The organism is Pseudomonas sp. Leaf434, from assembly GCF_001425545.1.
GTDB classification, from domain to species: Bacteria; Pseudomonadota; Gammaproteobacteria; order Pseudomonadales; family Pseudomonadaceae; genus Aquipseudomonas; species Aquipseudomonas siliginis.
Genome location: NZ_LMQZ01000001.1, coordinates 955,455 through 976,910, shown reverse-complemented (window position 1 = coordinate 976,910; position 21,456 = coordinate 955,455). Strand labels below are relative to the sequence as shown.

Sequence of the window (21,456 nt, the reverse complement as noted above, 5' to 3'; positions counted from 1 at the left end):
CAACGTGATCAAACCGACAGTTCAACCAGCAGCTTGTTCAGCCGGCGCACATAAGCGGCCGGATCCTTCAAGCTGTCGCCCGCCGCCAGGGCGGCCTGATCGAAGAGGATGTGCGACAGGTCGCCAAAACGCTCTTCGCTCTGCTCGCCATCAAGTTTCTCGATCAGCGGGTGGCTCGGGTTGAATTCGAAAATCGGCTTCGAATCCGGGACTTTCTGCCCGCTGGCCTCGAGAATCTGGCGCATTTGCAGACCCAGGTCCTGTTCGCCGATAGCCAGAATGGCCGGCGAGTCGGTCAGACGATGGGATACGCGAACTTCAGCCACGGAATCACCCAGCGCAGTTTTCAGGCGCTCGACCAGACCCTCTTTGGACTTGGCGACTTCTTCAGCGGCTTTCTTGTCCTCTTCCGAGTCCAGATTGCCCAGATCGAGGTCACCGCGCGCCACGTCGACAAAAGTCTTGCCGTCGAATTCGCTGAGGTAGCTCATCAGCCACTCGTCGATGCGATCGGTGAGCAGCAGCACTTCGATGCCTTTCTTGCGGAAGACTTCCAGGTGCGGGCTGTTCTTGACCTGCGCGTAGGTTTCGCCGGTGAGGTAGTAGATCTTGTCCTGACCTTCCTTGGCGCGGGCCAGGTAGTCAGCCAGACCGACAATCTGCTCGCCGTCGTCGCCCTGGGTCGATGCAAAACGCAGCAGACCGGCAATTTTCTCTTTGTTGGCGAAATCTTCTGCCGGGCCTTCTTTCATGACCTGACCGAAGTTTTTCCAGAAGCCCTTGTATTGCTCAGGCTCGTTCTTCGCCAGTTTTTCCAGCATGTCGAGCACACGCTTGGTCAGCGCGGTTTTCATCGAATCGATGATCGGGTCTTTCTGCAGGATCTCACGCGACACGTTCAGCGACAGGTCGTTGGAATCGACCACGCCTTTGATGAAGCGCAGGTACAGCGGCAGGAACGACTCGGCCTGATCCATTACAAACACACGCTGCACGTACAGCTTCAGGCCCTTCGGCGCTTCACGCTGGTACAGGTCGAACGGCGCGCGGGCCGGCACGTACAGCAGCGAGCTGTACTCAAGCTTGCCTTCAACCTTGTTGTGGCTCCACGACAACGGATTCTCAAAGTCGTGAGCGATGTGTTTGTAGAACTCCTGGTATTCCTCGTCTTTGACTTCAGTGCGCGGACGGGTCCACAGGGCGCTGGCACGGTTGACGGTTTCCCATTCAACGGCTGGAGCCTCTTCGCCTTCGGCCGGAGTGACTTCCTTCGGCAGTTCGATCGGCAAAGCGATGTGGTCGGAGTACTTCTTGATGATGTTGCGCAGACGCCAGCCATCCGCGAATTCGTCTTCACCGGATTTCAGGTGCAGGACGATGCGGGTACCGCGCTCTGGCTTGTCAATGGTGGCGACTTCGAACTCGCCCTCGCCTTTCGACGACCAGTGCACGCCTTCGCTGGCATCGGTGCCGGCGCGACGGCTGTATACATCAACCTTGTCGGCGACGATAAAGGCCGAATAGAAGCCGACACCGAACTGGCCGATCAGGTGCGAATCTTTCTTCTGATCGCCGGACAGGTTTTTCATGAAATCGGCGGTGCCGGATTTGGCGATGGTACCCAGGTGGGTGATCACATCGTCACGGTTCATGCCGATACCGTTGTCTTCGAGGGTGACGGTCTTGGCGTCCTTGTCGAAGCTCACACGGATTTTCAGGTCAGCGCCACCTTCGAGCAACTCAGGCTTGGCCAGGGCTTCGAAGCGCAGCTTGTCGACAGCGTCAGAGGCGTTCGAGATCAATTCGCGAAGGAAAATTTCCTTATTCGAATACAGCGAATGGATCATGAGGTGCAGCAGCTGCTTTACCTCGGTCTGGAAGCCCAGGGTTTCCTTTTGAGTTTCCACACTCATGGTCATCAAACTCCAATCAGATGGCAGTGGCCGCGACCCGAAATGGTCTGCGGCGGGTTGTCATCTGAGTTGGGGGCGCTGCTCAGGATTTCAAGGGCTCATCAATTTTGAAGTGCGCGCGGGCGGTGGCGATCGGTTCGCCCTCGGTACTCTGCCACGCCGTGACCGCAACGTTGGCCACGCGACGCCCCTGACGGCAGACCTGACACCTGGCCCACGTGTCGCGAAACTGCCCGGCGCGCAGGTAATCGAGGGAAAAATCGATGATCTTCGGCACGCCCGGCGTGCCGGTAAAAATCAGCAGATGCAGGGCCGCGGCCAGCTCCATGAAGCCGGCAATCACCCCGCCATGGATCGCCGGCAATAAAGGGTTACCAATGTTGTCCTTGTTCGCCGGCAGCTTGAACAGCAACTCATCGCCGACTCGCGAGCACTCGATACCGATCAGCCCGGCATAAGGAATCAACGCCAGCAGCGGCGTGTAATCGCCCTGCGCGTGGGCCTGTTGCAGCTGCTCCCTGAGATCGTTGCTCATTGGCTCGCTCCCTTGATCGCGCCCGCGAAACCCTTGCTGCCCTTCAGGCCGATGCCCATGCGCATGAATGTGCCGACGACGTGGGCAATCGGTTGCTCGGGATCGTCCTGGTAGGCAAAACCACGGGCAAAGATCACGTCGGTGGTGACGCGGTAGCACTGGGCAAAGCCGTACACCGCTTTGTGCGGTTCAGCGGCGTGCATGTAGTCGATGCGCAGATCGAGGGTCGGACAGACTTCGAACTCCGGCAGCACGCACAGTGTCGACATGCCGCAGGCGGTGTCCATCAGCGAAGTGATGGCGCCGCCATGAATGACTCCGGTTTCGGGATTGCCGACGATTTTTTCGCTGTACGGCAGGATCACCGTCAGCCCTTCGCTGGAGGCACTGTGCACCTGCAGACCGAGGACCTGACAGTGGCGCAATGCCGATAAAAAGCGCGTCGCGCGCTCAAAAACGGGGTTTTCGGCCATGTGATAATTACTCGCGTTTGGGCCTTGTGCCAGTAGTGAGAAAAGCGGCAAAAGTTCCGTGATAAAACAAACTTATATATCTGAAACAATTGAGGAACTTAACCCGTAGCGCCGAGTTCTTAAGGCCAGTAGTTATTTTCCATAAGGAGATACACCCCATGCGTAAGACTTTAGCTGTTGCCTTGATGTTGACCGCTTCCCTCGGTCTCGCTGCCTGCGATAAAAAATCCGAGGACAAAGCTCAAGATGCCAACCAACATGCTGAGCAAGCTCAGCAAGACATGAACAAAGCTCAGGATAAAGTGAACGACGCAGCAAAAGAAAACGCCGAAGCTGCCAAAGCTCAGGCTGAATCGAACGCCGCTGCTCAAGAAGAAGCCGCCAAAAAGCAATAAGCTTTATGGTGTGAAAGAAAACCCGCCAAGTGCGGGTTTTCTTTTGCCTGCGATTTACCGGTTAGAGCAACACGGTTCTAAAAGTCGGACTAATCATCAGCAACAACGAACAGATGAAGCCAACTAGCCACATCAGGCTGCGCAACTTCGCCAGATCGGCCAGATAGAACCACAGATAGAAAATCCGCGAGATCACGAAGATGATCGCCAGCGCATCGATCAGCCAACCCGCGGTTTGCGTGGTATGCGCCATCAGCACGCCGACGGCGAAGAGGATGAAGGCTTCGATGCTGTTCTGATGGGCCGCCAGCGCCCTCGCACCGAAGCCAGTCAACTGCGCCTGCTGCTGCCGCGGCAAGTGATTGTCATACCCGCCCTGCTCTTTCATGGCCTTGGCGACCGGCATACGCGCCACGTAGATCAATAAAGCACTGATAAACACACACCAGAACGGAATACTCATCAAACAGCCTCTTTGTTTGCCTCAGGGACGGGCGCCTCTGTAGGGGTATAGACCATGACATCGAGAACGTCGGAATGAAACTCGCGGCGATACAAAACCACCACGACTCCCGCGCTCATGATCATGAACAGCCACGGGCTGACGAACCACGCCAGCATACTCATGCCGAAGTAATAAGAACGCAGGCCGAAGTTGAACTGGTTGGCCGCCATCGAAATCACCCGCGCCGCCCGCGAAGCGAACGCCTTGCGTTCTTGTTCAGTCACTTGGCGCTCACCGATCATCGGCGCTGAACCGACCAGAATCGCAGCGAAGTTGTATTGGCGCATGCACCAGCTGAAAGTAAAGAACGCATAGACGAACACCAGTGCCAGACACAGCAACTTGATCTCCGACATGCCCTGCGACGCCTGCTGCACCATCGGAATATCCGCCAACAACGACACGGCTCGGTCGGACGCACCGAGCACGGTGAGGATACCGGCGAGGATGATCAGCGTGCTGGAGGCGAAGAACGACGCGTTGCGTTCCAGATTGCCGATCACGCTGGCATCGGCGATGCGGTTGTCACGCAGCAGCATGCGGCGCATCCAGTCTTCGCGGTACAGGTGCAACACGCTGGCCAGACACGCCGTATCACGGGCCTTCCAGGTGGCATAACGGGTGTAACCGCCCCAGCAGACGACAAACCAGACGGCGGCGAGCAAGTGGATCAGATTGGCTTGGATGAACGACATTCGTTGTCCTGAGCAAGAGGAATGATGGAGGGAACCCTTCGTTTCGACGTGTTGGCTCGTAAAAAGACACGCTCATTGAAGAGTCAAATTTATTCAAAATAGACCGCAGCTATCAGTTTTCAGAGGCTTATACCTGTCAACTCTGACAGTAGCGCCGAGGGTATGGCGAGGCATAAGGTCGTTTTCTCAAACGGGAACACTGACCGCTCCCCTATCAGACAAGGATTTGAGCATGAGACCTTTGAACGCTGCGCTGCCCATTGACACAACGTTTGGCAACCGGGGGTACGCCGAGTCATTTGCTACGGGAAGCCAGGCTTTGAAAATCGCAGGCTTGCGCCCGGATGGAAAGATCCTTCTCGTGGGACAAACTGTTGTAGAGGGCAAAGTCAGTTTTCATTTGGCGCAATTACTCGCGGACGGTACTAACGATACTGGCTTCGACGAAAACGGTTTGATCGTAGGTACGTTTACAGGTTCGGGACAAGCCAGCGGAACTGGCGCCTGTCTTTATAAAGACGGCAAGGCGCTGCTTTTTGGGTATCAATATGATGAGGACCAAGGAACCCGATTTGCGCTTGCCAGATTCTTCGCTGATGGTGAAAGAGATCGCGATTTCGGTCCCGATGGGACGGTTTACGTCCCTTTCCTGCCACAGTCCGAATCGCAATTGCCAAAACCGGAAGCTTCCATCAAGTCGCAATCCAGAACCAGGTTAGTACTGACTGCTGATGAAAAAATACTCGTCGGTCAAAGCGACCGACTGTTCAGACTTGATCAGAATGGAGATTTCGATACCGCTTTCAACAACAAAGGCTGGCTGGATCTTGCAATGGGCATTGCTTCGATTTCAGTAGCAGAGGATGGAGTAATCACAGTTACAGGTTCGAGCGCTGGAGAAGGAAAGATTGTGCGCCTGAACGTCGATGGAACGCCCCATAAAGACTTCGGCGATGATGGCACCGGGACCGTCTACATTCCATCGGATTACCCGGTCAGCGTACGAAGCCTGATGTTACGTGCTGACGGCAGCTTCTTTGTTGCTGGCCAGGTCGACACATCCCCCAACGACGTTTGGGGGAAAGGACGCAAAGCAATGATGGCCGCGTACAACCCGAACGGTAGACCAAATCTCGCATTCAATCAGGGTAAGCCTGTTGTCACTGATCTTGGATTAACCGACGGTTGCACTTTGTTCGATCTAAGTGGGGAGCCTGAGGATGGTTTGGTTGTGGTGGGGAGTACAGGGCAAATAACCAGGGAGCAAATGCTTGCCTGCCGCTATCTGGCAACGGGTGAACTGGACACAACCTTTGGGGATGGCAAGGGATACGTTACTCACTCTATGGGGCCAGGTATGCAATGGATCTCGGTGGCAGTGCAGCCCGACAAGCGAATACTCCTGAGCCGTGACAGCGACAACGTCAATGTGGGAGCTCTGGTCGTACGTTATCTGGGTTGAGGATTATCAGCTCTGATAAAAAATGCCCCGTATCGATTGATACGGGGCATTTCTGTTTAACCGTGCCTGACCCGCTTGTGGCGGGTCACATCACGTCAGGCAGGGACTTCGCTGCGCTTGCCCAGCAGGCGATCACAGACCACGGCGACCACCAGGGTCATCACGCATGGCACCAGCCATGCCAGCCCTTGCTCGCTCAGCGGCAGATGGGTCAGCTGAGTTGGCATCCAGTCGGCCAGACCAGCGCCTTTCAGGGCGTCGATGGTGCCGAAAACGAAGGAAACTAGCATCACCGGGCCAAGAATGCGCCCGTGCTCATGCCAGAAATCCTTGCAGAAGCTCAGTGCGACCAGAACGATGCACGGCGGGTAGATCGCGGTGAGTACCGGAATCGAGAACGCAATGAGCTTGGTCAGACCGAGGTTGGAGACCAGCAGGGAAAACGCTGCGAGGATAATCACCAGAGTCTTGTAGGACAACGGCAGCACACGGCTGAAGTATTCAGCGCAGGCACAGGTCAGGCCGACCGCCGTGACCAGACACGCCAGCGAGATCAGCACCGCAAGGAAACCGCTACCCAGCGAACCGAAGGTGTGTTGCACGTAGGCATGCAACACCGCCGCGCCGTTGGTGGCGCCGACCGCGACTTCATGGCTGCCGGAACCGAGGCGGAACAGGCTGACGTAGACCAGTGCCAGCCCCACGCCGGCAATCAGCCCGGCGATGATCGCATAACGGGTGATCAGCGCCGGCGACTCGACGCCACGGGAGCGGATCGCGTTGACGATAACGATGCCGAATACCAGTGCGCCGAGGGTATCCATGGTCAGGTAACCATTGATGAAGCCCTGAGAGAACGGTGCCGCCACATATTCCGGAGTGCCGTGACCGATGTCACCCGCCGGCAAGGCGAACGCGGCGATGCCCAGTACTGCCAGTGCAATGATTTTCAGCGGCGCGAGGAAGCGGCCAACGGTATCCAGCAACCGCCCAGGGTAGAGCGAAATGAAGAACACCAGCAGGAAGTACACCGAGCTGTAGAGGAACAGCGCCAGCGGGCTTTCGCCGGTCAATGGCGCCAGACCTACCTCGAAGGATACGGTCGCGGTACGCGGGGTGGCGAACAGCGGACCCACGGCCAGGTAGCATGCCGCCGCGAGGATACCGCCAGCGATCTTGCCGATCGGGCTGCTCAACGCATCCATCGCACCGCCGACCTTGGCCAGCGCCACCACGGTGACCACCGGCAAACCAACGGCGGTAATCAGGAAGCCCAGTGCGGCCATCCAGACGTGAGGCCCGGCCTGCAAGCCGACGATCGGCGGGAAAATGATGTTACCGGCCCCGACAAACAGGGCAAACGTCATAAAACCAAGTGCCAGGATGTCCTGACCTTTCAAAACTTTCATTAAGGTAATACCACACTACTGAAATCGGAATTTAGAGGGGGATTGCCCTGTTGGATTAGGGAAATGCTGTCGATCCGTATGGGACTGACCCTTAAAGCGCGTAGCTGCCTTGTGGGCGGCGGACGCAAAAATGGCGGCCAGCCTAACGAATTTGGCTGACAAACGCACTGTTAGAGGGCGAACTATCCGATACGCGACGTTTCAGTGTCGCGTTTACATATCTATTTTTCATACATAGAACGTGTATTCATCACAGCAAACCTGTGGCGAGGGGATTTATCCCCGTTGGACTGCGCAGCAGTCCCAAAGAATCCGAGCTGGAACTGCCTGACTGATCATGGTCGCTAGCATGGGGGCCGCTTCGCAGCCCAGCGGGGATAAATCCCCTCGCCACAACAGCGCTCAAAATTCTCATACGCCAGGAACGACAAAGGCCACCCGAAGGTGGCCTCTGTTGCTGGAGCTAAAAAGTCAGCCGAAGCTTACTTCTTCACTTCCCAGCCAGTCAGCTCGGCCAGGGCCTTGCCGATGTCTGCCAGCGAACGCACGGTTTTAACGCCTGCGTCTTGCAGCGCAGCGAATTTCTCGTCTGCAGTGCCTTTGCCGCCAGAGATGATTGCGCCAGCATGGCCCATGCGCTTGCCCGGAGGAGCAGTCACACCAGCGATGTAGGAAACAACCGGCTTGGTCACGTTAGCCTTGATGTAGGCAGCCGCTTCTTCTTCAGCCGAACCGCCGATCTCGCCGATCATCACGATCGCCTCGGTCTTCGGGTCTTCCTGGAACAGCTTCAGGATGTCGATGAAGTTCGAGCCCGGGATCGGGTCACCACCGATGCCGACGCAAGTCGACTGACCGAAACCGGCGTCAGTGGTCTGCTTCACAGCTTCGTAGGTCAGGGTGCCGGAACGCGAAACGATACCGACCTTGCCTGGCAAGTGAATGTGACCTGGCATGATGCCGATCTTGCATTCGCCTGGGGTGATCACGCCTGGGCAGTTAGGGCCGATCAGGACTACGCCCAGCTCGTCGCACTTAACTTTGGCGTCCAGCATGTCCAGGGTAGGAATGCCTTCGGTGATGCAGACGATCAGCTTGATGCCGCCGAATGCCGCTTCCAGGATCGAGTCCTTGCAGAACGGAGCCGGAACGTAGATCACGCTGGCGGTAGCGCCAGTGGCAGCTACTGCGTCTTTTACGGTGTTGAACACTGGCAGACCCAGGTGCTCGGTGCCGCCCTTGCCCGGAGTTACGCCACCAACCATCTTGGTGCCGTATTCGATGGCTTGCTGGGTGTGGAAACTACCTTGCGAACCGGTAATACCCTGGCAGATAACTTTGGTGTCTTTATTGATCAGGACGCTCATTATTTGCCCTCCGCAGCTTTGACAACTTGTTGAGCAGCGTCGGTCAGGCTGGTAGCAGCGATGATGTTCAAACCGCTTTCTGCCAGTACTTTAGCGCCCAGCTCAGCGTTGTTGCCTTCAAGGCGAACAACAACCGGGATTTTCACGCCGACTTCTTTCACGGCGCCGATGATGCCTTCGGCAATCATGTCGCAGCGAACGATGCCGCCGAAGATGTTGACCAGTACTGCCGCGACGTTCTGGTCGGACAGGATGATCTTGAACGCTTCAGTAACGCGTTCCTTGGTAGCGCCACCACCTACGTCGAGGAAGTTGGCTGGCTTGCCGCCATGCAGGTTGACGATGTCCATGGTACCCATGGCCAGACCGGCACCGTTGACCATGCAGCCGATGTTGCCTTCCAGCGCTACGTAGTTCAGTTCGAACTTGGCAGCGTGCGCTTCGCGCGGATCGTCCTGCGACGGATCGTGGAAAGCCTTCAGCTTAGGCTGACGGTACATGGCGTTGGCGTCGATGTTGATCTTCGCGTCGAGGCAGTGCAGATCGCCGTCAGCCTTGATCACCAGCGGGTTTACTTCCAGCAGAGCCAGGTCGTGGTCTTTGAACAGCTTGGCCAGACCTACGAAGATCTTGGCGAACTGAGTGACCTGCTTGCCTTCCAGACCCAGCTGGAATGCCAGCTCGCGACCCTGGGATGGCTGAGCGCCAACCAGTGGATCGATAGTGGCCTTGAGAATTTTTTCTGGAGTGTCGTGAGCGATTTTCTCGATGTCCACGCCACCTTCGGTGGAAGCCATGAACACGATGCGACGGCTCGAACGGTCAACGACAGCGCCCAGGTACAGCTCTTTAGCGATATCAGTGCACGATTCAACCAGGATCTTGGTGACTGGCTGGCCATTGGCGTCAGTCTGGTAAGTCACCAGACGCTTGCCCAGCCACTGCTGTGCGAAGGCTTTGGCGTCTTCTTTGCTGCGAACCAGCTTTACGCCGCCCGCTTTACCGCGACCACCGGCGTGAACCTGGGCTTTGACGACCCACTCGTTGCCGCCGATTTTGTCGCAAGCTTCTGCTGCTGCTTCCGGGGTGTCTACTGCGTAACCAGTGGAAACTGGCAGGCCGTATTCAGCGAACAGCTGCTTACCCTGATACTCGTGAAGATTCATGCTTTTTACCGTCTTCGTTAGGTACTGCGCATTCGGCGCTGCGCTCGTTTGAGTGCCGCGCCACCTGTGACTGCTGCTTGCGTAGCTGGGCTACGCAAGACTGCGTCCGGCGGACATTCCGCGGTGAGTCTTGCTCGCAAGGCTCACGACGGGCCGTTGCCGCCGTGGTTTCTTATTATGTCTTAACGCTTCTTGCGGTTGGCAATGTGAATGGCGCCGCCATTCACTGCCAGAGCAGCTTCGTGCAAGGCTTCGGACAAGGTCGGATGGGAGAAAACCATCATGCCCAGGTCTTCAGCGCTGGTGCCGAATTCCATACCGATCGCGCCCTGCTGAACCAGTTCTGCAGCGCTCGGGCCAATCACGTGCACGCCCAATACGCGGTCGGTCTTGGCATCGGCGATGACCTTGACGAAACCACCGGTATCGTTGGCAGCCATGGCACGGCCGGAAGCGGCGAACGGGAAGGTGCCGACGTTGACTTCAACGCCTTCGGCCTTCAGCGCCTGCTCGGTTTTGCCAACCCACGCGATTTCCGGGTGAGTATAAATAACCGAAGGGATCAAATCATAGTTCATCTGAGCCTTGTGGCCCTTGATGCGCTCGACAACCATGATGCCTTCTTCCGAAGCCTTGTGGGCCAGCATCATGCCGCGAACCACGTCACCGATGGCGAAGACGCCCGGTACAGCTGTGACGCAATGGTCATCGACCGCGATGAAACCGCGCTCGTCGATTTCCACGCCGCAGTCGGCAGACAGCAGATCAGTGGTCACCGGACGGCGACCAACGGCTACGATCAGCTTGTCGAAAGTGATGGTCTGTTCGCCGTTGGCATCGGTGTAGTTGACGACGACTTCTTCGCCGTTGACTTTCGAACCGGTAACGCGAGCGCCCAGCTTGATGTCCAGACCCTGTTTGGTCAGGGTTTTCAGCGCTTCCTTGGAAACAGCGGTGTCCGCTGCCATCAGGAAAGTGTCCAGCGCTTCGAGCACAGTCACTTCTGCACCCAGACGCGACCACACCGAACCCAGCTCCAGACCGATCACGCCAGCGCCGATCACGCCCAGACGTTTAGGTACGGACTGGAACTCCAGAGCGCCAGTCGAATCGACGATGACTTTCTGGTCAACCGGAGCCGGTGGAATGTCGATCGGACGAGAACCTGGCGCGAGAATGACGTTTTCCGCTTCGATGACTTCAACCGAACCATCCGGCTTGGTGACTTCGACTTTCTTGCCGGCCAGCAGCTTGCCGTGGCCCTGGATCGAAGTAACGCCGTTGGCCTTGAACAGGGTGGCAACGCCGCCGGTCAGGTTCTTGACGATGCCAGCCTTGCGGCCAACCATCGCAGCGACGTCCATTTTGACTTCGCCGGTCGAGATACCGTGAACGTTGAAGCTCTCTTTGGCTTCCTTGTATTTCCACGAGCTGTCGAGCAGCGCCTTGGAAGGAATGCAACCTACGTTCAGGCAGGTACCGCCCAGGGCTTGCTTGCCCTCTGCGTCGGTGTACTTCTCGATGCAGGCAGTGGTCAGGCCCAACTGAGCAGCCTTGATGGCCGCTACATAGCCACCAGGGCCGGCACCGATCACTACTACGTCAAATTTCTGCGACATTCAAAAAATCCTCTTTAGCAATAAAGCTACAAGCCGCAAGCTTCAAGCTGCAAGCCCACCCGCTCGCCTTGAGCTTGAGGCTTGTAGCTGAAAGCTTGCAGCTGCTTTTTAGATATCCAGCAACAGACGAGCCGGATCTTCCAGCAGGTTCTTGATGGTCACCAGGAAGGTCACAGCTTCTTTGCCATCGATCAGGCGGTGATCGTAGGACAGAGCCAGGTACATCATCGGACGGATCACGACCTGACCGTTGATGGCCATCGGACGCTGGATGATGTTGTGCATGCCCAGAATCGCTGCCTGCGGCGGGTTGACGATCGGCGTCGACATCATCGAACCGAAGGTACCACCGTTGGTGATGGTGAAGGTACCACCGGTCATCTCGTCCATCGACAGTTTGCCGTCACGGGCTTTCTTGCCAAATGTTGCGATGCCGCCTTCGATTTCAGCCAGGCTCATCAGCTCGGCGTTACGCAGAACCGGTACCACCAGGCCACGGTCGCTGGAAACGGCAACGCCGATGTCCGCATAGCCGTGGTAAACGATGTCGCCGCCGTCGATCGACGCGTTGACAGCCGGGAAGCGTTTCAGCGCTTCGGTGGCCGCTTTCACGAAGAACGACATGAAGCCCAGGCGTACGCCGTTGTGGGACTTCTCGAACAGGTCCTTGTACTTCGAACGCAGGGCCATGACTTCGGTCATGTCGACTTCGTTGAACGTGGTCAGCATCGCCATGTTCGACTGGGCTTCAACCAGACGCTTGGCCACGGTGGCACGTACGCGAGTCATCGGTACGCGCTTCTCGATGCGGTCGCCGGCAGCGAACACAGGCGCAGCAGCCGAAGGAGCAGCAGCCTTGGCAGGCGCGGCAGCCGGAGCGGCTTTCTTGGCAGCAACAGCAGCAACCACGTCTTCCTTGGTCACACGACCGCCCTTGCCGGTGCCGGCAACGGAAGCGATGTTGATGCCGTTCTCTTCAGCCAGCTTGCGAGCGGCAGGAGCTGCGATCGGGTCATCTTCGCCATCGGCAGCAGCTGGTGCGGCAGCGGCAGTAGCAGCCGGAGCAGCAGCGGCGGCAGGAGCGGCAGCAGCAGCGCCGCCCTCTTCGATCGAGCCCAGGACCTGGTTCGACAGAACGGTAGCGCCCTCTTCGGCAACGATTGCGCCCAGCACGCCGTCTGCTTCAGCCAACACTTCGAGCACGACTTTGTCGGTTTCGATGTCGACGATCAGGTCGTCACGCTTGACGGCCTCACCTGGTTTCTTGTGCCAGGTGGCAACGGTGCCATCGGCAACCGATTCCGGGAATGACGGGGCTTTGATTTCGATAGCCATTATCTGTGGGTCCTTAAAATTCGGTTTCAGTCAGCGCGAAGGCGTTAAACAGTGAAAGCATCTTGCAGCAGTTTTTCCTGCTGCTCGGCGTGCATCGATGCGTAACCACAAGCTGGCGCAGCCGAAGCCTCACGGCCCGCGTACTCAAGTACGAGAGTCTTGTCGAGGTTGGCGATGCTGCGACGCAAGTGATGCTGGCTGCAGTACCAGGCACCCTGGTTCATCGGCTCTTCCTGACACCAAACGGCGTGTTTGACGTTGGTGTACGGAGCCAGGACTTCTTTCAAGTCGTCCTCAGGGAACGGATACAGCTGCTCGATACGCACGATGGCGATATCTTCGCGGCCTTCGGCACGGCGTTTTTCCAGCAGGTCGTAGTAGACCTTGCCGCTGCACAGAACCACGCGCTCGACCTTTTTCGGGTCCAGTGCATCGATTTCCGGGATCACGGTCTGGAACGAACCTTCGGCCAGATCTTCCAGCGTCGAGATGGCCAGCTTGTGGCGCAGCAGCGACTTCGGCGTCAGCACGACCAGCGGCTTGCGCAGCGGACGGATCACCTGACGACGCAGCAAGTGGTAGATCTGCGCTGGCGTGGTCGGCATGCACACCTGAATGTTGTGCTCGGCGCACAGCTGCAGGTAACGCTCAAGACGAGCCGAGCTGTGCTCAGGGCCTTGGCCTTCGTAACCGTGTGGCAGCAGCATGGTCAGACCGCAGAGACGGCCCCACTTGTGCTCGCCGCTGGTGATGAACTGGTCGATCACGACCTGAGCACCGTTGGCGAAGTCGCCGAACTGGGCTTCCCAGATCACCAGCGCGTTTGGCGTGGTGGTCGAGTAACCGTATTCGAATGCCAGTACCGCTTCTTCCGAGAGGAACGAGTCGTACAGGTCGAAACGTGGCTGACCGTCGTACAGGTTCTGCAGCGGAATGTAGGTGCCCGCGTCTTTCTGGTTGTGCAACACAGCGTGACGGTGCGAGAACGTACCGCGGCCGATGTCCTGACCGGTCATGCGGATCGGGTGACCTTCGAACGCGAGGGTCGCGTACGCCATGGTTTCAGCGTAACCCCAGTTGATCGGCAGGCCGCCGGCTTGCATCTTCTGACGGTCTTCGTAGATCTTCGCGACCTGGCGCTGAACGACGAAGCCTTCCGGAATTTCCAGCAGCTTGGCGGACAGCTCTTGCAGGGTCTTCAGATCGAAACGCGTGTCGTGACGCGCAGTCCAGGCGTGGCCCAGGTACGGACGCCAGTCGACGAACAGCTCTTTGTTCGGCTCTTTGACCAGCGATTTCACTACGTGCAGACCGTTGTCCAGCGCGTTGCGGTATTCGTCGACCTTGGCCTGAACGCGTTCAGCGTCAAGCACACCGGCCTGAGTCAGGCGATCAGCGTACAGCTCACGGGTGGTGCGCTGCTTGGTGATCTGCTGATACATCAGTGGCTGGGTGCCGCTTGGCTCGTCGGCCTCGTTGTGGCCGCGACGACGGTAGCAGACCAGATCGATCACCACGTCACGCTTGAACTGCATGCGGTAGTCGATGGCCAGCTGGGTCACGAACAGCACGGCTTCCGGATCATCACCATTCACATGGAGGATCGGCGCCTGGATCATCTTGGCAACGTCGGTGGCGTACTCGGTGGAGCGCGAGTCCAGCGGGTTGCTGATGGTGAAACCAACCTGGTTGTTGATCACGATGTGCACGGTACCGCCGGTCTTGAAACCGCGGGTCTGCGACATCTGGAAGGTTTCCATGACCACGCCCTGACCGGCGAATGCCGCGTCACCGTGGATGGAGATCGGCAGAACTTTCTCACCGGTCAGGTCGTTGCGACGGTCCTGACGGGCGCGCACCGAACCTTCAACCACCGGGGAAACGATTTCCAGGTGGGACGGGTTGAACGCCATGGCCAGGTGAACTTCACCGCCGGTGGTCATCACGTTGGACGAGAAGCCCTGGTGGTATTTGACGTCACCGGAACCGAGCTCGACCTTCTTCTTGCCTTCGAACTCGTCGAACAGCTCGCGCGGGTTCTTGCCGAAGGTGTTGACCAGAACGTTCAGACGGCCACGGTGGGCCATGCCGATGACGACTTCCTTGGTACCGTACGAGCCGGAACGCTGGATCAGTTCGTCGAGCATCGGAATCAGGCTTTCGCCGCCTTCCAGACCGAAACGCTTGGTTCCCGGGTATTTGGTACCGAGGTATTTTTCCAGGCCTTCACCGGCAGTCACGCGCTCAAGCAGGTGGCTCTTGATGTCGGCGGAGTACGTCGGACGACCACGCACGCTTTCCAGACGCTGCTGGAACCACTGGCGCTGCTCGGAATCGGTGATGTGCGTGAACTCAGCGCCGATGGTGCGGCAATATGTCTGCTGCAACGCTTCGTGAATTTCGCGTAGGCTCGCTTCCTCTTTGCCGATGAACAGGTCGCCGGCACGGAAGGTCGTATCAAGATCGGCATTGGTCAAGCCGTAATGATTGATCGACAGGTCTGCAGGTGCAGGACGCTGCCACAGCCCCAGCGGGTCAAGCTGGGCTGCCTGGTGGCCACGCATACGGTAGGCCTGGATCAATCGCAGCACTTCAACTTGCTTCTTCTCGTGCTCACTGCTCACGCTGCCGGCGGAAACCGGTTGGGCGCGGCGCTGGTTCTTTGCCAGCAGCACGAAATGATCGCGAATCGTCGAGTGCGAAACATCAGTGGCAGAGTTGCCGTCGGCTGGCAACTTCTGAAAGTAGGTGCGCCACTCTTCTGGCACAGCGTTAGGGTCGTGCAGGTAGAGCTCATAAAGCTCTTCCACATAGGCAGCGTTTCCACCTGAAAGGTAGGCGCTGTTCCACATGCGCTGCATCACGCTTTCTTGCATGCTTGGTCACCCTCGGTTAGGGGAACACCATCGGTGTCGACACCGAGCAAACTTGCAGAAGTCCGAATGCAGCGACTAAAACAAGCCACCTAGGATCACACTGATAGTCCGGGTACCAGCCCGGATGCCCCTGCTTGTCTCATTTCTTCAAAAGAAGAGCTGCAGCTTATGGCTACTGCTCTGGTTATAGCCATGACGCGGGTTGAAGCCCGCGCCACAGCCTCTACGGTGCAACGGTTACAGCAGCTGAATCACACGCCGCTCGAAAGCAGCATGTTACGGATGTGACCGATGGCCTTAGTCGGGTTCAGGCCTTTCGGACATACGTTGACGCAGTTCATGATGCCCCGGCAGCGGAAAACGCTGAACGGGTCGTCAAGTGAAGCCAGACGCTCGCTGGTCTTGGTGTCGCGGCTGTCTGCCAGGAAGCGGTAGGCTTGCAGCAGCGCAGCAGGACCCAGGAACTTGTCCGGGTTCCACCAGAAGGACGGGCAAGAGGTCGAGCAGCAGGCGCACAGGATGCACTCGTACAGACCGTCGAGCTTTTCGCGCTCTTCTGGCGACTGCAGACGCTCGATGGCCGGAGCCGGCGTGTCGTTCTGCAGGTAAGGCTTCACCTTCTCGTATTGCTTGTAGAAGATGCTCATATCGACGACCAGGTCACGGATAACCGGCAAACCTGGCAGCGGACGAACGATCAGCTTGTTGCCTTTTACAACGGCAGACAGCGGCGTGATGCAGGCCAGACCGTTCTTGCCGTTGATGTTCATGCCGTCGGAGCCGCAGACGCCTTCACGGCAGGAGCGACGATAGGAGAAACCTTCGTCCTGCTCTTTGATCAGGGCCAGCACGTCCAGCACCATCAGGTCTTTACCACCGGTATCGACCTGGAAATCCTGCATGAACGGCGCTGCGTCCTGATCAGGGTTGTAGCGATAAACACTGACTTGCAACATGGCGGTCACCCTTAATAAGTCCGGACTTTAGGTTCGAAAGTCGGAACAGTCTTCGGCGAGAAGTTCACGGCACGCTTGGTGACGCGCTTGTCACCCGGGAAGTACAGGGTGTGGCACAGCCAGTTTTCGTCATCACGGTCTTCGAAGTCTTCACGGGCGTGAGCGCCGCGGGACTCTTTACGTACTTCGGCCGCGATGGCGGTAGCTTCAGCCACTTCCAGCAGGTTCTGCAGTTCCAGCGCTTCGATACGTGCAGTGTTGAACGCTTGCGACTTGTCGTTGATCTTCACGTTGGCGATACGCTTGCGCAGATCGGCCAGCTGAGCGATGCCCTTCTGCATGTATTCGCCGGTACGGAATACACCGAAGTAGTTCTGCATGCAGCTTTGCAGCTCGCGACGCAGGGTGGCAACGTCTTCACCGTCGGTACGGTTGTTCAGCGCGTTCAGACGCGACAGTGCAGCTTCGATGTCGGACTCGGTAGCGTCGTCGTATTCGATGCCATCGGTCAACGCCTTTTCCAGGTGCAGGCCGGCAGCGCGACCGAAGACCACCAAGTCGAGCAGCGAGTTGCCGCCCAGACGGTTCGCACCGTGTACCGATACGCAAGCCACTTCGCCTACCGCGAACAGGCCAGGAATGATCTGGTCCTGACCTTCGGCGTTCTGGGTGATCGCCTGGCCATGAATGTTGGTGGCAACGCCGCCCATCATGTAGTGGCAGGTCGGCACAACCGGAACCGGAGCCACTACCGGGTCAACGTGGGCGAAAGTCTTCGACAGTTCGCAGATGCCTGGCAGACGGCTGTGCAGCACTTCCTCGCCCAGGTGGTCGAGCTTGAGCATTACGTGGTCGCCATTTGGACCGCAACCGTTGCCGGCGATGATTTCCTTGACCATCGAACGGGCAACCACGTCACGACCTGCAAGGTCCTTCGCGTTCGGAGCATAACGCTCCATGAAACGCTCGCCGTGCTTGTTGATCAGGTAACCACCTTCACCACGGCAACCTTCGGTAACCAGTACACCGGCGCCGGCGATGCCGGTCGGGTGGAACTGCCACATTTCGATGTCTTGTACCGGCACGCCAGCACGCAGAGCCATGCCGACGCCGTCACCGGTGTTGATCAGGGCGTTGGTGGTGGACGCGTAGATACGGCCTGCACCGCCAGTGGCCAGAACCGTGGCCTTGGCACGAATGTAGGAGGTTTCGCCGGTTTCGATGCAGATCGCGATCACACCAACGAATTCGCCTTCCTGGTTTTTCACGAGATCAACAGCGTAGTACTCGTTGAGGAACGTGGTACCGGCTTTCAGGTTGCCCTGATAAAGGGTGTGCAGCAGCGCGTGACCGGTACGGTCGGATGCAGCGCAGGTACGTGCAGCCTGACCGCCCTTGCCGTAATCCTTGGACTGGCCACCGAACGGACGCTGGTAGATGCGGCCTTGCTCGGTACGCGAGAACGGCAGACCCATGTGGTCCAGCTCGAACACGGCAGCCGGGCCTTCCTGACACATGTATTCGATAGCGTCCTGGTCACCGATGTAGTCGGAACCCTTGACGGTATCGTACATGTGCCAGCGCCAGTCATCGTTCGGGTCGGCGGAAGCGATGGCGCACGTGATGCCGCCCTGTGCGGACACAGTGTGCGAACGGGTCGGGAAAACCTTGGTGATCACCGCAGTCTTGTGGCCGCCCTGTGCCAGCTGCAGCGCAGCGCGCATGCCGGCACCGCCACCACCAATAATGATGGCGTCGAAAGAAATCGTTGGAATGTTAGCCATGAATCAGATACCCCAGAGAATCTGCACACCCCAGACGAAGTAAGCGAACATCGCAACGCCGCATACTGCCTGGAAAAGGAAACGTATCGCCGTTGCGGACTTGCCGAACGCCATTGGCGTCAGGTAGTCGGTCGCGATGGTCCACATGCCGACCCAGGCGTGAGCGCCCAGAGCAACAAGGGCCAGCAGGCTGAAAATACGCATTCCGTTGTGAGCGAACAGTTCATGCCACTGGGCATACTCGAGGCCAGGGTTGGCGACGATGTATCCGATCAGAAAGATGAAGTAAGCCGCGAGAACGACCGCAGACACACGCTGTGCCATCCAGTCATAGAGGCCCGAACGCGACAGGTTAGTGACGTTAGTTACCATATCCAGACTCCTGCCAGAACGATTACCACCACGGAAACGGCGATAACGATTTTCGAGCCCAGTTTGCCGCCTTCCAGCGTCTCACCGATGCCCATGTCCATGATCAAGTGGCGCACACCGGCTACCAGGTGATACAGCAGAGCGGACAGGATGCCCCAAATCACTAGCTTGGCTAGCGGACTGGTCAGACACGCTTTCACCTGACCGAAGCCTTCCTCGGAGCTCAGCGACTTGTCCAATGCGTAAAGCATGATGGCAAGGCACACGAAGAGGATGACACCGGAGATACGGTGAAGAATGGACGTGTAAGCAGTGACTGGGAGTTTGATGGTCCTTAGGTCTAGGTTTACAGGTCGTTGGCTTTTCACGGCTTTTTTTTCACACTGAAGAGCCCCTAACAATCAGGGCAAAGTTGTTGGGGAGTGCACTGGTCAGGTAACCACCACCCAGGGATGCGACCCCCAATGAAAGCAAGCCCAAAAGCCCTTGGCGGTCGGTGGCCGAGTATAGACAGTTAGGCTACTAATGACAACGCGTTCACCTACCCCCAATAGCGGATTGCACAAGTTGCATAAAAGGCGTAAATGGCAGGCAATTTCGAGGAAAAAGTCGGCTTAAAGCCTTCTGGAGCAAGACTTTAGGCAAATTGACATTCGAATTTATCTCACTATAGTGGTGCGGGCCCTGCGTGGGGGGTCTGTCTGATGGTTCAAGCATAAATAGGAGGCCACATGGCTGACAAAAAAGCGCAGTTGATCATCGAGGGCGCAGCCCCCGTCGAGCTGCCCATTTTAACCGGCACCGTTGGTCCCGATGTAATCGATGTTCGGGGCCTGACGGCCACGGGCCGCTTCACTTTCGACCCGGGTTTCATGTCGACCGCTTCGTGCGAATCGAAAATTACCTATATCGACGGCGACAACGGCATTTTGTTGCACCGCGGCTACCCGATCGAACAGCTGGCTGAAAAGTCGGACTACCTGGAAACCTGCTACCTGCTGCTCAACGGCGAATTGCCGACCGCAGAACAGAAGGCCCAGTTCGTCAGCACCGTGAAGAACCACACCATGGTTCACGAGCAGCTGAAAACCTTCTTCAACGGTTTCCGTCGCGACGCCCACCCGATGGCCGTCATGTGCGGTGTAGTCGGCGCCCTCTCGGCCTTCTACCACGACTCCCTGGACATCAATAACCCGCAGCATCGCGAAATTTCCGCGATCCGTCTGGTTGCGAAGATGCCGACCCTGGCAGCGATGGTTTACAAGTACTCCATGGGCCAACCCATGATGTACCCGCGCAACGATCTGACTTACGCGGAAAACTTCCTGCACATGATGTTCAACACCCCGTGCGAGATCAAACCGATCAGCCCGGTACTCGCCAAGGCCATGGACCGGATCTTCATCCTCCACGCCGACCACGAGCAGAACGCTTCGACCTCCACCGTGCGTCTGGCCGGCTCTTCGGGTGCCAACCCGTTCGCCTGCATCGCCGCCGGTATCGCCGCACTGTGGGGTCCTGCCCACGGCGGTGCGAACGAAGCCGTGCTGACCATGCTCGACGAGATTGGCGATGTGTCGAACATCGACAAGTTCATCGCCAAAGCCAAGGACAAGAACGATCCGTTCAAGTTGATGGGCTTCGGTCACCGCGTCTACAAGAACCGCGACCCTCGCGCGACTGTCATGAAGCAGACCTGCGACGAAGTGTTGAAGGAACTGGGCATCAACAACGATCCGCAACTCGAACTGGCCATGCGCCTGGAAGAGATCGCGTTGACCGACCCGTACTTCATCGAGCGCTCGCTGTACCCGAACGTCGACTTCTATTCGGGGATCATCCTCAAGGCGATCGGCATTCCAACCAGCATGTTCACGGTGATTTTCGCCCTGGCGCGTACTGTGGGCTGGATTTCGCACTGGAAAGAAATGCTTTCGAGCCCGTACAAGATTGGCCGTCCGCGCCAGCTGTACACCGGTTACGAGTCGCGTGACATTACCAAGCTGGAAGATCGCAAATAAGGGTTTTTCTTTTTTGTGATGGTTTAGTGGTGTGTCAGGAACGGCCTCTTATATAGAGGCCGTTTTTGTTTGTGGTTTCAGCGGCCTTCGGGCCGACTGGTTCTTGGATTTTGGGGGCATATCGGTTGCTGCGGGTGCTGCCGCTGGCGGTTTCGCTCTTACAGCGAGTCACCTTTTCCAAACGCCGAAAAGGTAACCCAAAAGGCTTTGCCCCGGCGTACGGCCCGCTCGCTAGGGCTCGGGGTATCTTCGTTACGGGACCGATCCGGGCGCAGCGGCTCCGGTTGGCTTCGCTGCACCTACACTCGCTGTGTACGACTACGTCGTACGGTCGCTACGCTCCCACCCCCGGATCGATCCCGTAACGAAGCCTGCCGAAGGGGCAAAAGATCAAAAGCAAAAGCCAAAGCCAGATCAAGAGCCCCTCANGTCGCTACGCTCCCACCCCCGGATCGATCCCGTAACGAAGCCTGCCGAAGGGGCAAAAGATCAAAAGCAAAAGCCAAAGCCAGATCAAGAGCCCCTCACCCTAGCCCTCTCCCAGAGGGAGAGGGRACTGACCGAGGTGTTTGG

At 57.7% G+C, this 21,456-nt stretch carries 18 protein-coding genes; 3 read left to right on the top strand and 15 right to left on the bottom strand.

Annotated features, from left to right (window positions below):
• Positions 1 to 8 precede the first annotated feature (8 nt).
• The 3 genes from htpG to ASG55_RS04345 all read right to left on the bottom strand — a co-directional run bounded on the left by htpG (position 9) and on the right by ASG55_RS04345 (position 2,921).
• Positions 9 to 1,913, bottom strand: coding sequence for a molecular chaperone HtpG (gene htpG, locus ASG55_RS04355; protein ID WP_056786759.1), 1,905 nt, complete (start codon positions 1,911 to 1,913; stop codon positions 9 to 11).
• A gap of 82 nt (positions 1,914 to 1,995) precedes the next feature.
• Entirely contained in the window at positions 1,996 to 2,448 is a 453-nt protein-coding gene (locus tag ASG55_RS04350; protein WP_041479556.1) for a PaaI family thioesterase, read from the bottom strand.
• Positions 2,445 to 2,921: a PaaI family thioesterase gene (locus ASG55_RS04345; RefSeq protein WP_056783901.1), complete on the bottom strand. Its 477-nt coding sequence runs from the start codon at positions 2,919 to 2,921 to the stop codon at positions 2,445 to 2,447. Before ASG55_RS04345 ends, ASG55_RS04350 begins: the two co-directional genes overlap by 4 nt.
• 158 nt (positions 2,922 to 3,079) lie before the next feature.
• Between ASG55_RS04345 and ASG55_RS04340 the strand changes: the two genes are divergently transcribed.
• On the top strand, positions 3,080 to 3,316 hold the full coding sequence (locus ASG55_RS04340) for a hypothetical protein (RefSeq protein WP_056783899.1): 237 nt from the start codon (positions 3,080 to 3,082) through the stop codon (positions 3,314 to 3,316).
• A gap of 61 nt (positions 3,317 to 3,377) precedes the next feature.
• Here the strand turns inward: ASG55_RS04340 and ASG55_RS04335 are convergent, their stop codons facing one another.
• Together ASG55_RS04335 and ASG55_RS04330 are read right to left on the bottom strand one after the other, a co-directional pair.
• Positions 3,378 to 3,779 carry an MAPEG family protein gene (locus tag ASG55_RS04335; protein ID WP_056783897.1) on the bottom strand — a complete coding sequence of 134 codons (402 nt, stop codon included), beginning with the start codon at positions 3,777 to 3,779 and terminating at the stop codon, positions 3,378 to 3,380.
• A complete protein-coding gene (locus tag ASG55_RS04330) occupies positions 3,779 to 4,516 on the bottom strand; it encodes a DUF599 domain-containing protein (RefSeq protein ID WP_016773682.1) in 738 nt (245 codons plus the stop codon). The genes ASG55_RS04335 and ASG55_RS04330 overlap by 1 nt, the downstream gene beginning before the upstream one ends.
• 232 nt (positions 4,517 to 4,748) lie before the next feature.
• Here ASG55_RS04330 and ASG55_RS04325 point away from each other — a divergent pair, with 232 nt between their 5' ends.
• Positions 4,749 to 5,978, top strand: a complete 1,230-nt coding sequence (locus ASG55_RS04325; protein WP_056783895.1) for a hypothetical protein — start codon at positions 4,749 to 4,751, stop codon at positions 5,976 to 5,978.
• A 95-nt stretch (positions 5,979 to 6,073) separates the two neighbouring features.
• Here ASG55_RS04325 and brnQ read toward each other — a convergent pair whose 3' ends face one another.
• The 10 genes from brnQ to sdhC form a co-directional block, all read right to left on the bottom strand.
• The gene (gene brnQ, locus ASG55_RS04320) at positions 6,074 to 7,387 is read right to left on the bottom strand and encodes a branched-chain amino acid transport system II carrier protein (RefSeq protein ID WP_056783892.1); all 1,314 of its coding nucleotides are present in this window, start codon (positions 7,385 to 7,387) and stop codon (positions 6,074 to 6,076) included.
• Between the two features lie 482 nt (positions 7,388 to 7,869).
• On the bottom strand, positions 7,870 to 8,754 hold the full coding sequence (sucD, locus tag ASG55_RS04315) for a succinate--CoA ligase subunit alpha (RefSeq protein ID WP_016773680.1): 885 nt from the start codon (positions 8,752 to 8,754) through the stop codon (positions 7,870 to 7,872).
• Positions 8,754 to 9,920, bottom strand: a complete 1,167-nt coding sequence (gene sucC / locus ASG55_RS04310; RefSeq protein ID WP_016773679.1) for an ADP-forming succinate--CoA ligase subunit beta — start codon at positions 9,918 to 9,920, stop codon at positions 8,754 to 8,756. The genes sucD and sucC overlap by 1 nt, the downstream gene beginning before the upstream one ends.
• A gap of 182 nt (positions 9,921 to 10,102) precedes the next feature.
• Positions 10,103 to 11,539, bottom strand: a complete 1,437-nt coding sequence (gene lpdA / locus ASG55_RS04305; protein ID WP_016773678.1) for a dihydrolipoyl dehydrogenase — start codon at positions 11,537 to 11,539, stop codon at positions 10,103 to 10,105.
• A 108-nt stretch (positions 11,540 to 11,647) separates the two neighbouring features.
• The gene (odhB, locus tag ASG55_RS04300) at positions 11,648 to 12,874 is read right to left on the bottom strand and encodes a 2-oxoglutarate dehydrogenase complex dihydrolipoyllysine-residue succinyltransferase (RefSeq protein WP_024012151.1); all 1,227 of its coding nucleotides are present in this window, start codon (positions 12,872 to 12,874) and stop codon (positions 11,648 to 11,650) included.
• A gap of 44 nt (positions 12,875 to 12,918) precedes the next feature.
• Positions 12,919 to 15,750, bottom strand: a complete 2,832-nt coding sequence (locus ASG55_RS04295; RefSeq protein WP_041479560.1) for a 2-oxoglutarate dehydrogenase E1 component — start codon at positions 15,748 to 15,750, stop codon at positions 12,919 to 12,921.
• A gap of 251 nt (positions 15,751 to 16,001) precedes the next feature.
• Positions 16,002 to 16,706, bottom strand: a complete 705-nt coding sequence (locus tag ASG55_RS04290; protein WP_016773675.1) for a succinate dehydrogenase iron-sulfur subunit — start codon at positions 16,704 to 16,706, stop codon at positions 16,002 to 16,004.
• Positions 16,707 to 16,717: 11 nt separating this feature from the next.
• On the bottom strand, positions 16,718 to 18,490 hold the full coding sequence (gene sdhA, locus ASG55_RS04285) for a succinate dehydrogenase flavoprotein subunit (protein WP_024012149.1): 1,773 nt from the start codon (positions 18,488 to 18,490) through the stop codon (positions 16,718 to 16,720).
• A gap of 3 nt (positions 18,491 to 18,493) precedes the next feature.
• The gene (sdhD, locus tag ASG55_RS04280; protein WP_008049683.1) at positions 18,494 to 18,862 is read right to left on the bottom strand and encodes a succinate dehydrogenase, hydrophobic membrane anchor protein; all 369 of its coding nucleotides are present in this window, start codon (positions 18,860 to 18,862) and stop codon (positions 18,494 to 18,496) included.
• Positions 18,856 to 19,230 (bottom strand): succinate dehydrogenase, cytochrome b556 subunit, encoded by a 375-nt coding sequence (sdhC, locus tag ASG55_RS04275; protein ID WP_016773673.1) that lies wholly within the window; start codon positions 19,228 to 19,230, stop codon positions 18,856 to 18,858. Before sdhC ends, sdhD begins: the two co-directional genes overlap by 7 nt.
• 363 nt (positions 19,231 to 19,593) lie before the next feature.
• Between sdhC and gltA the strand changes: the two genes are divergently transcribed.
• On the top strand, positions 19,594 to 20,883 hold the full coding sequence (gene gltA / locus ASG55_RS04270; RefSeq protein ID WP_003222994.1) for a citrate synthase: 1,290 nt from the start codon (positions 19,594 to 19,596) through the stop codon (positions 20,881 to 20,883).
• Positions 20,884 to 21,456: the final 573 nt, after the last annotated feature.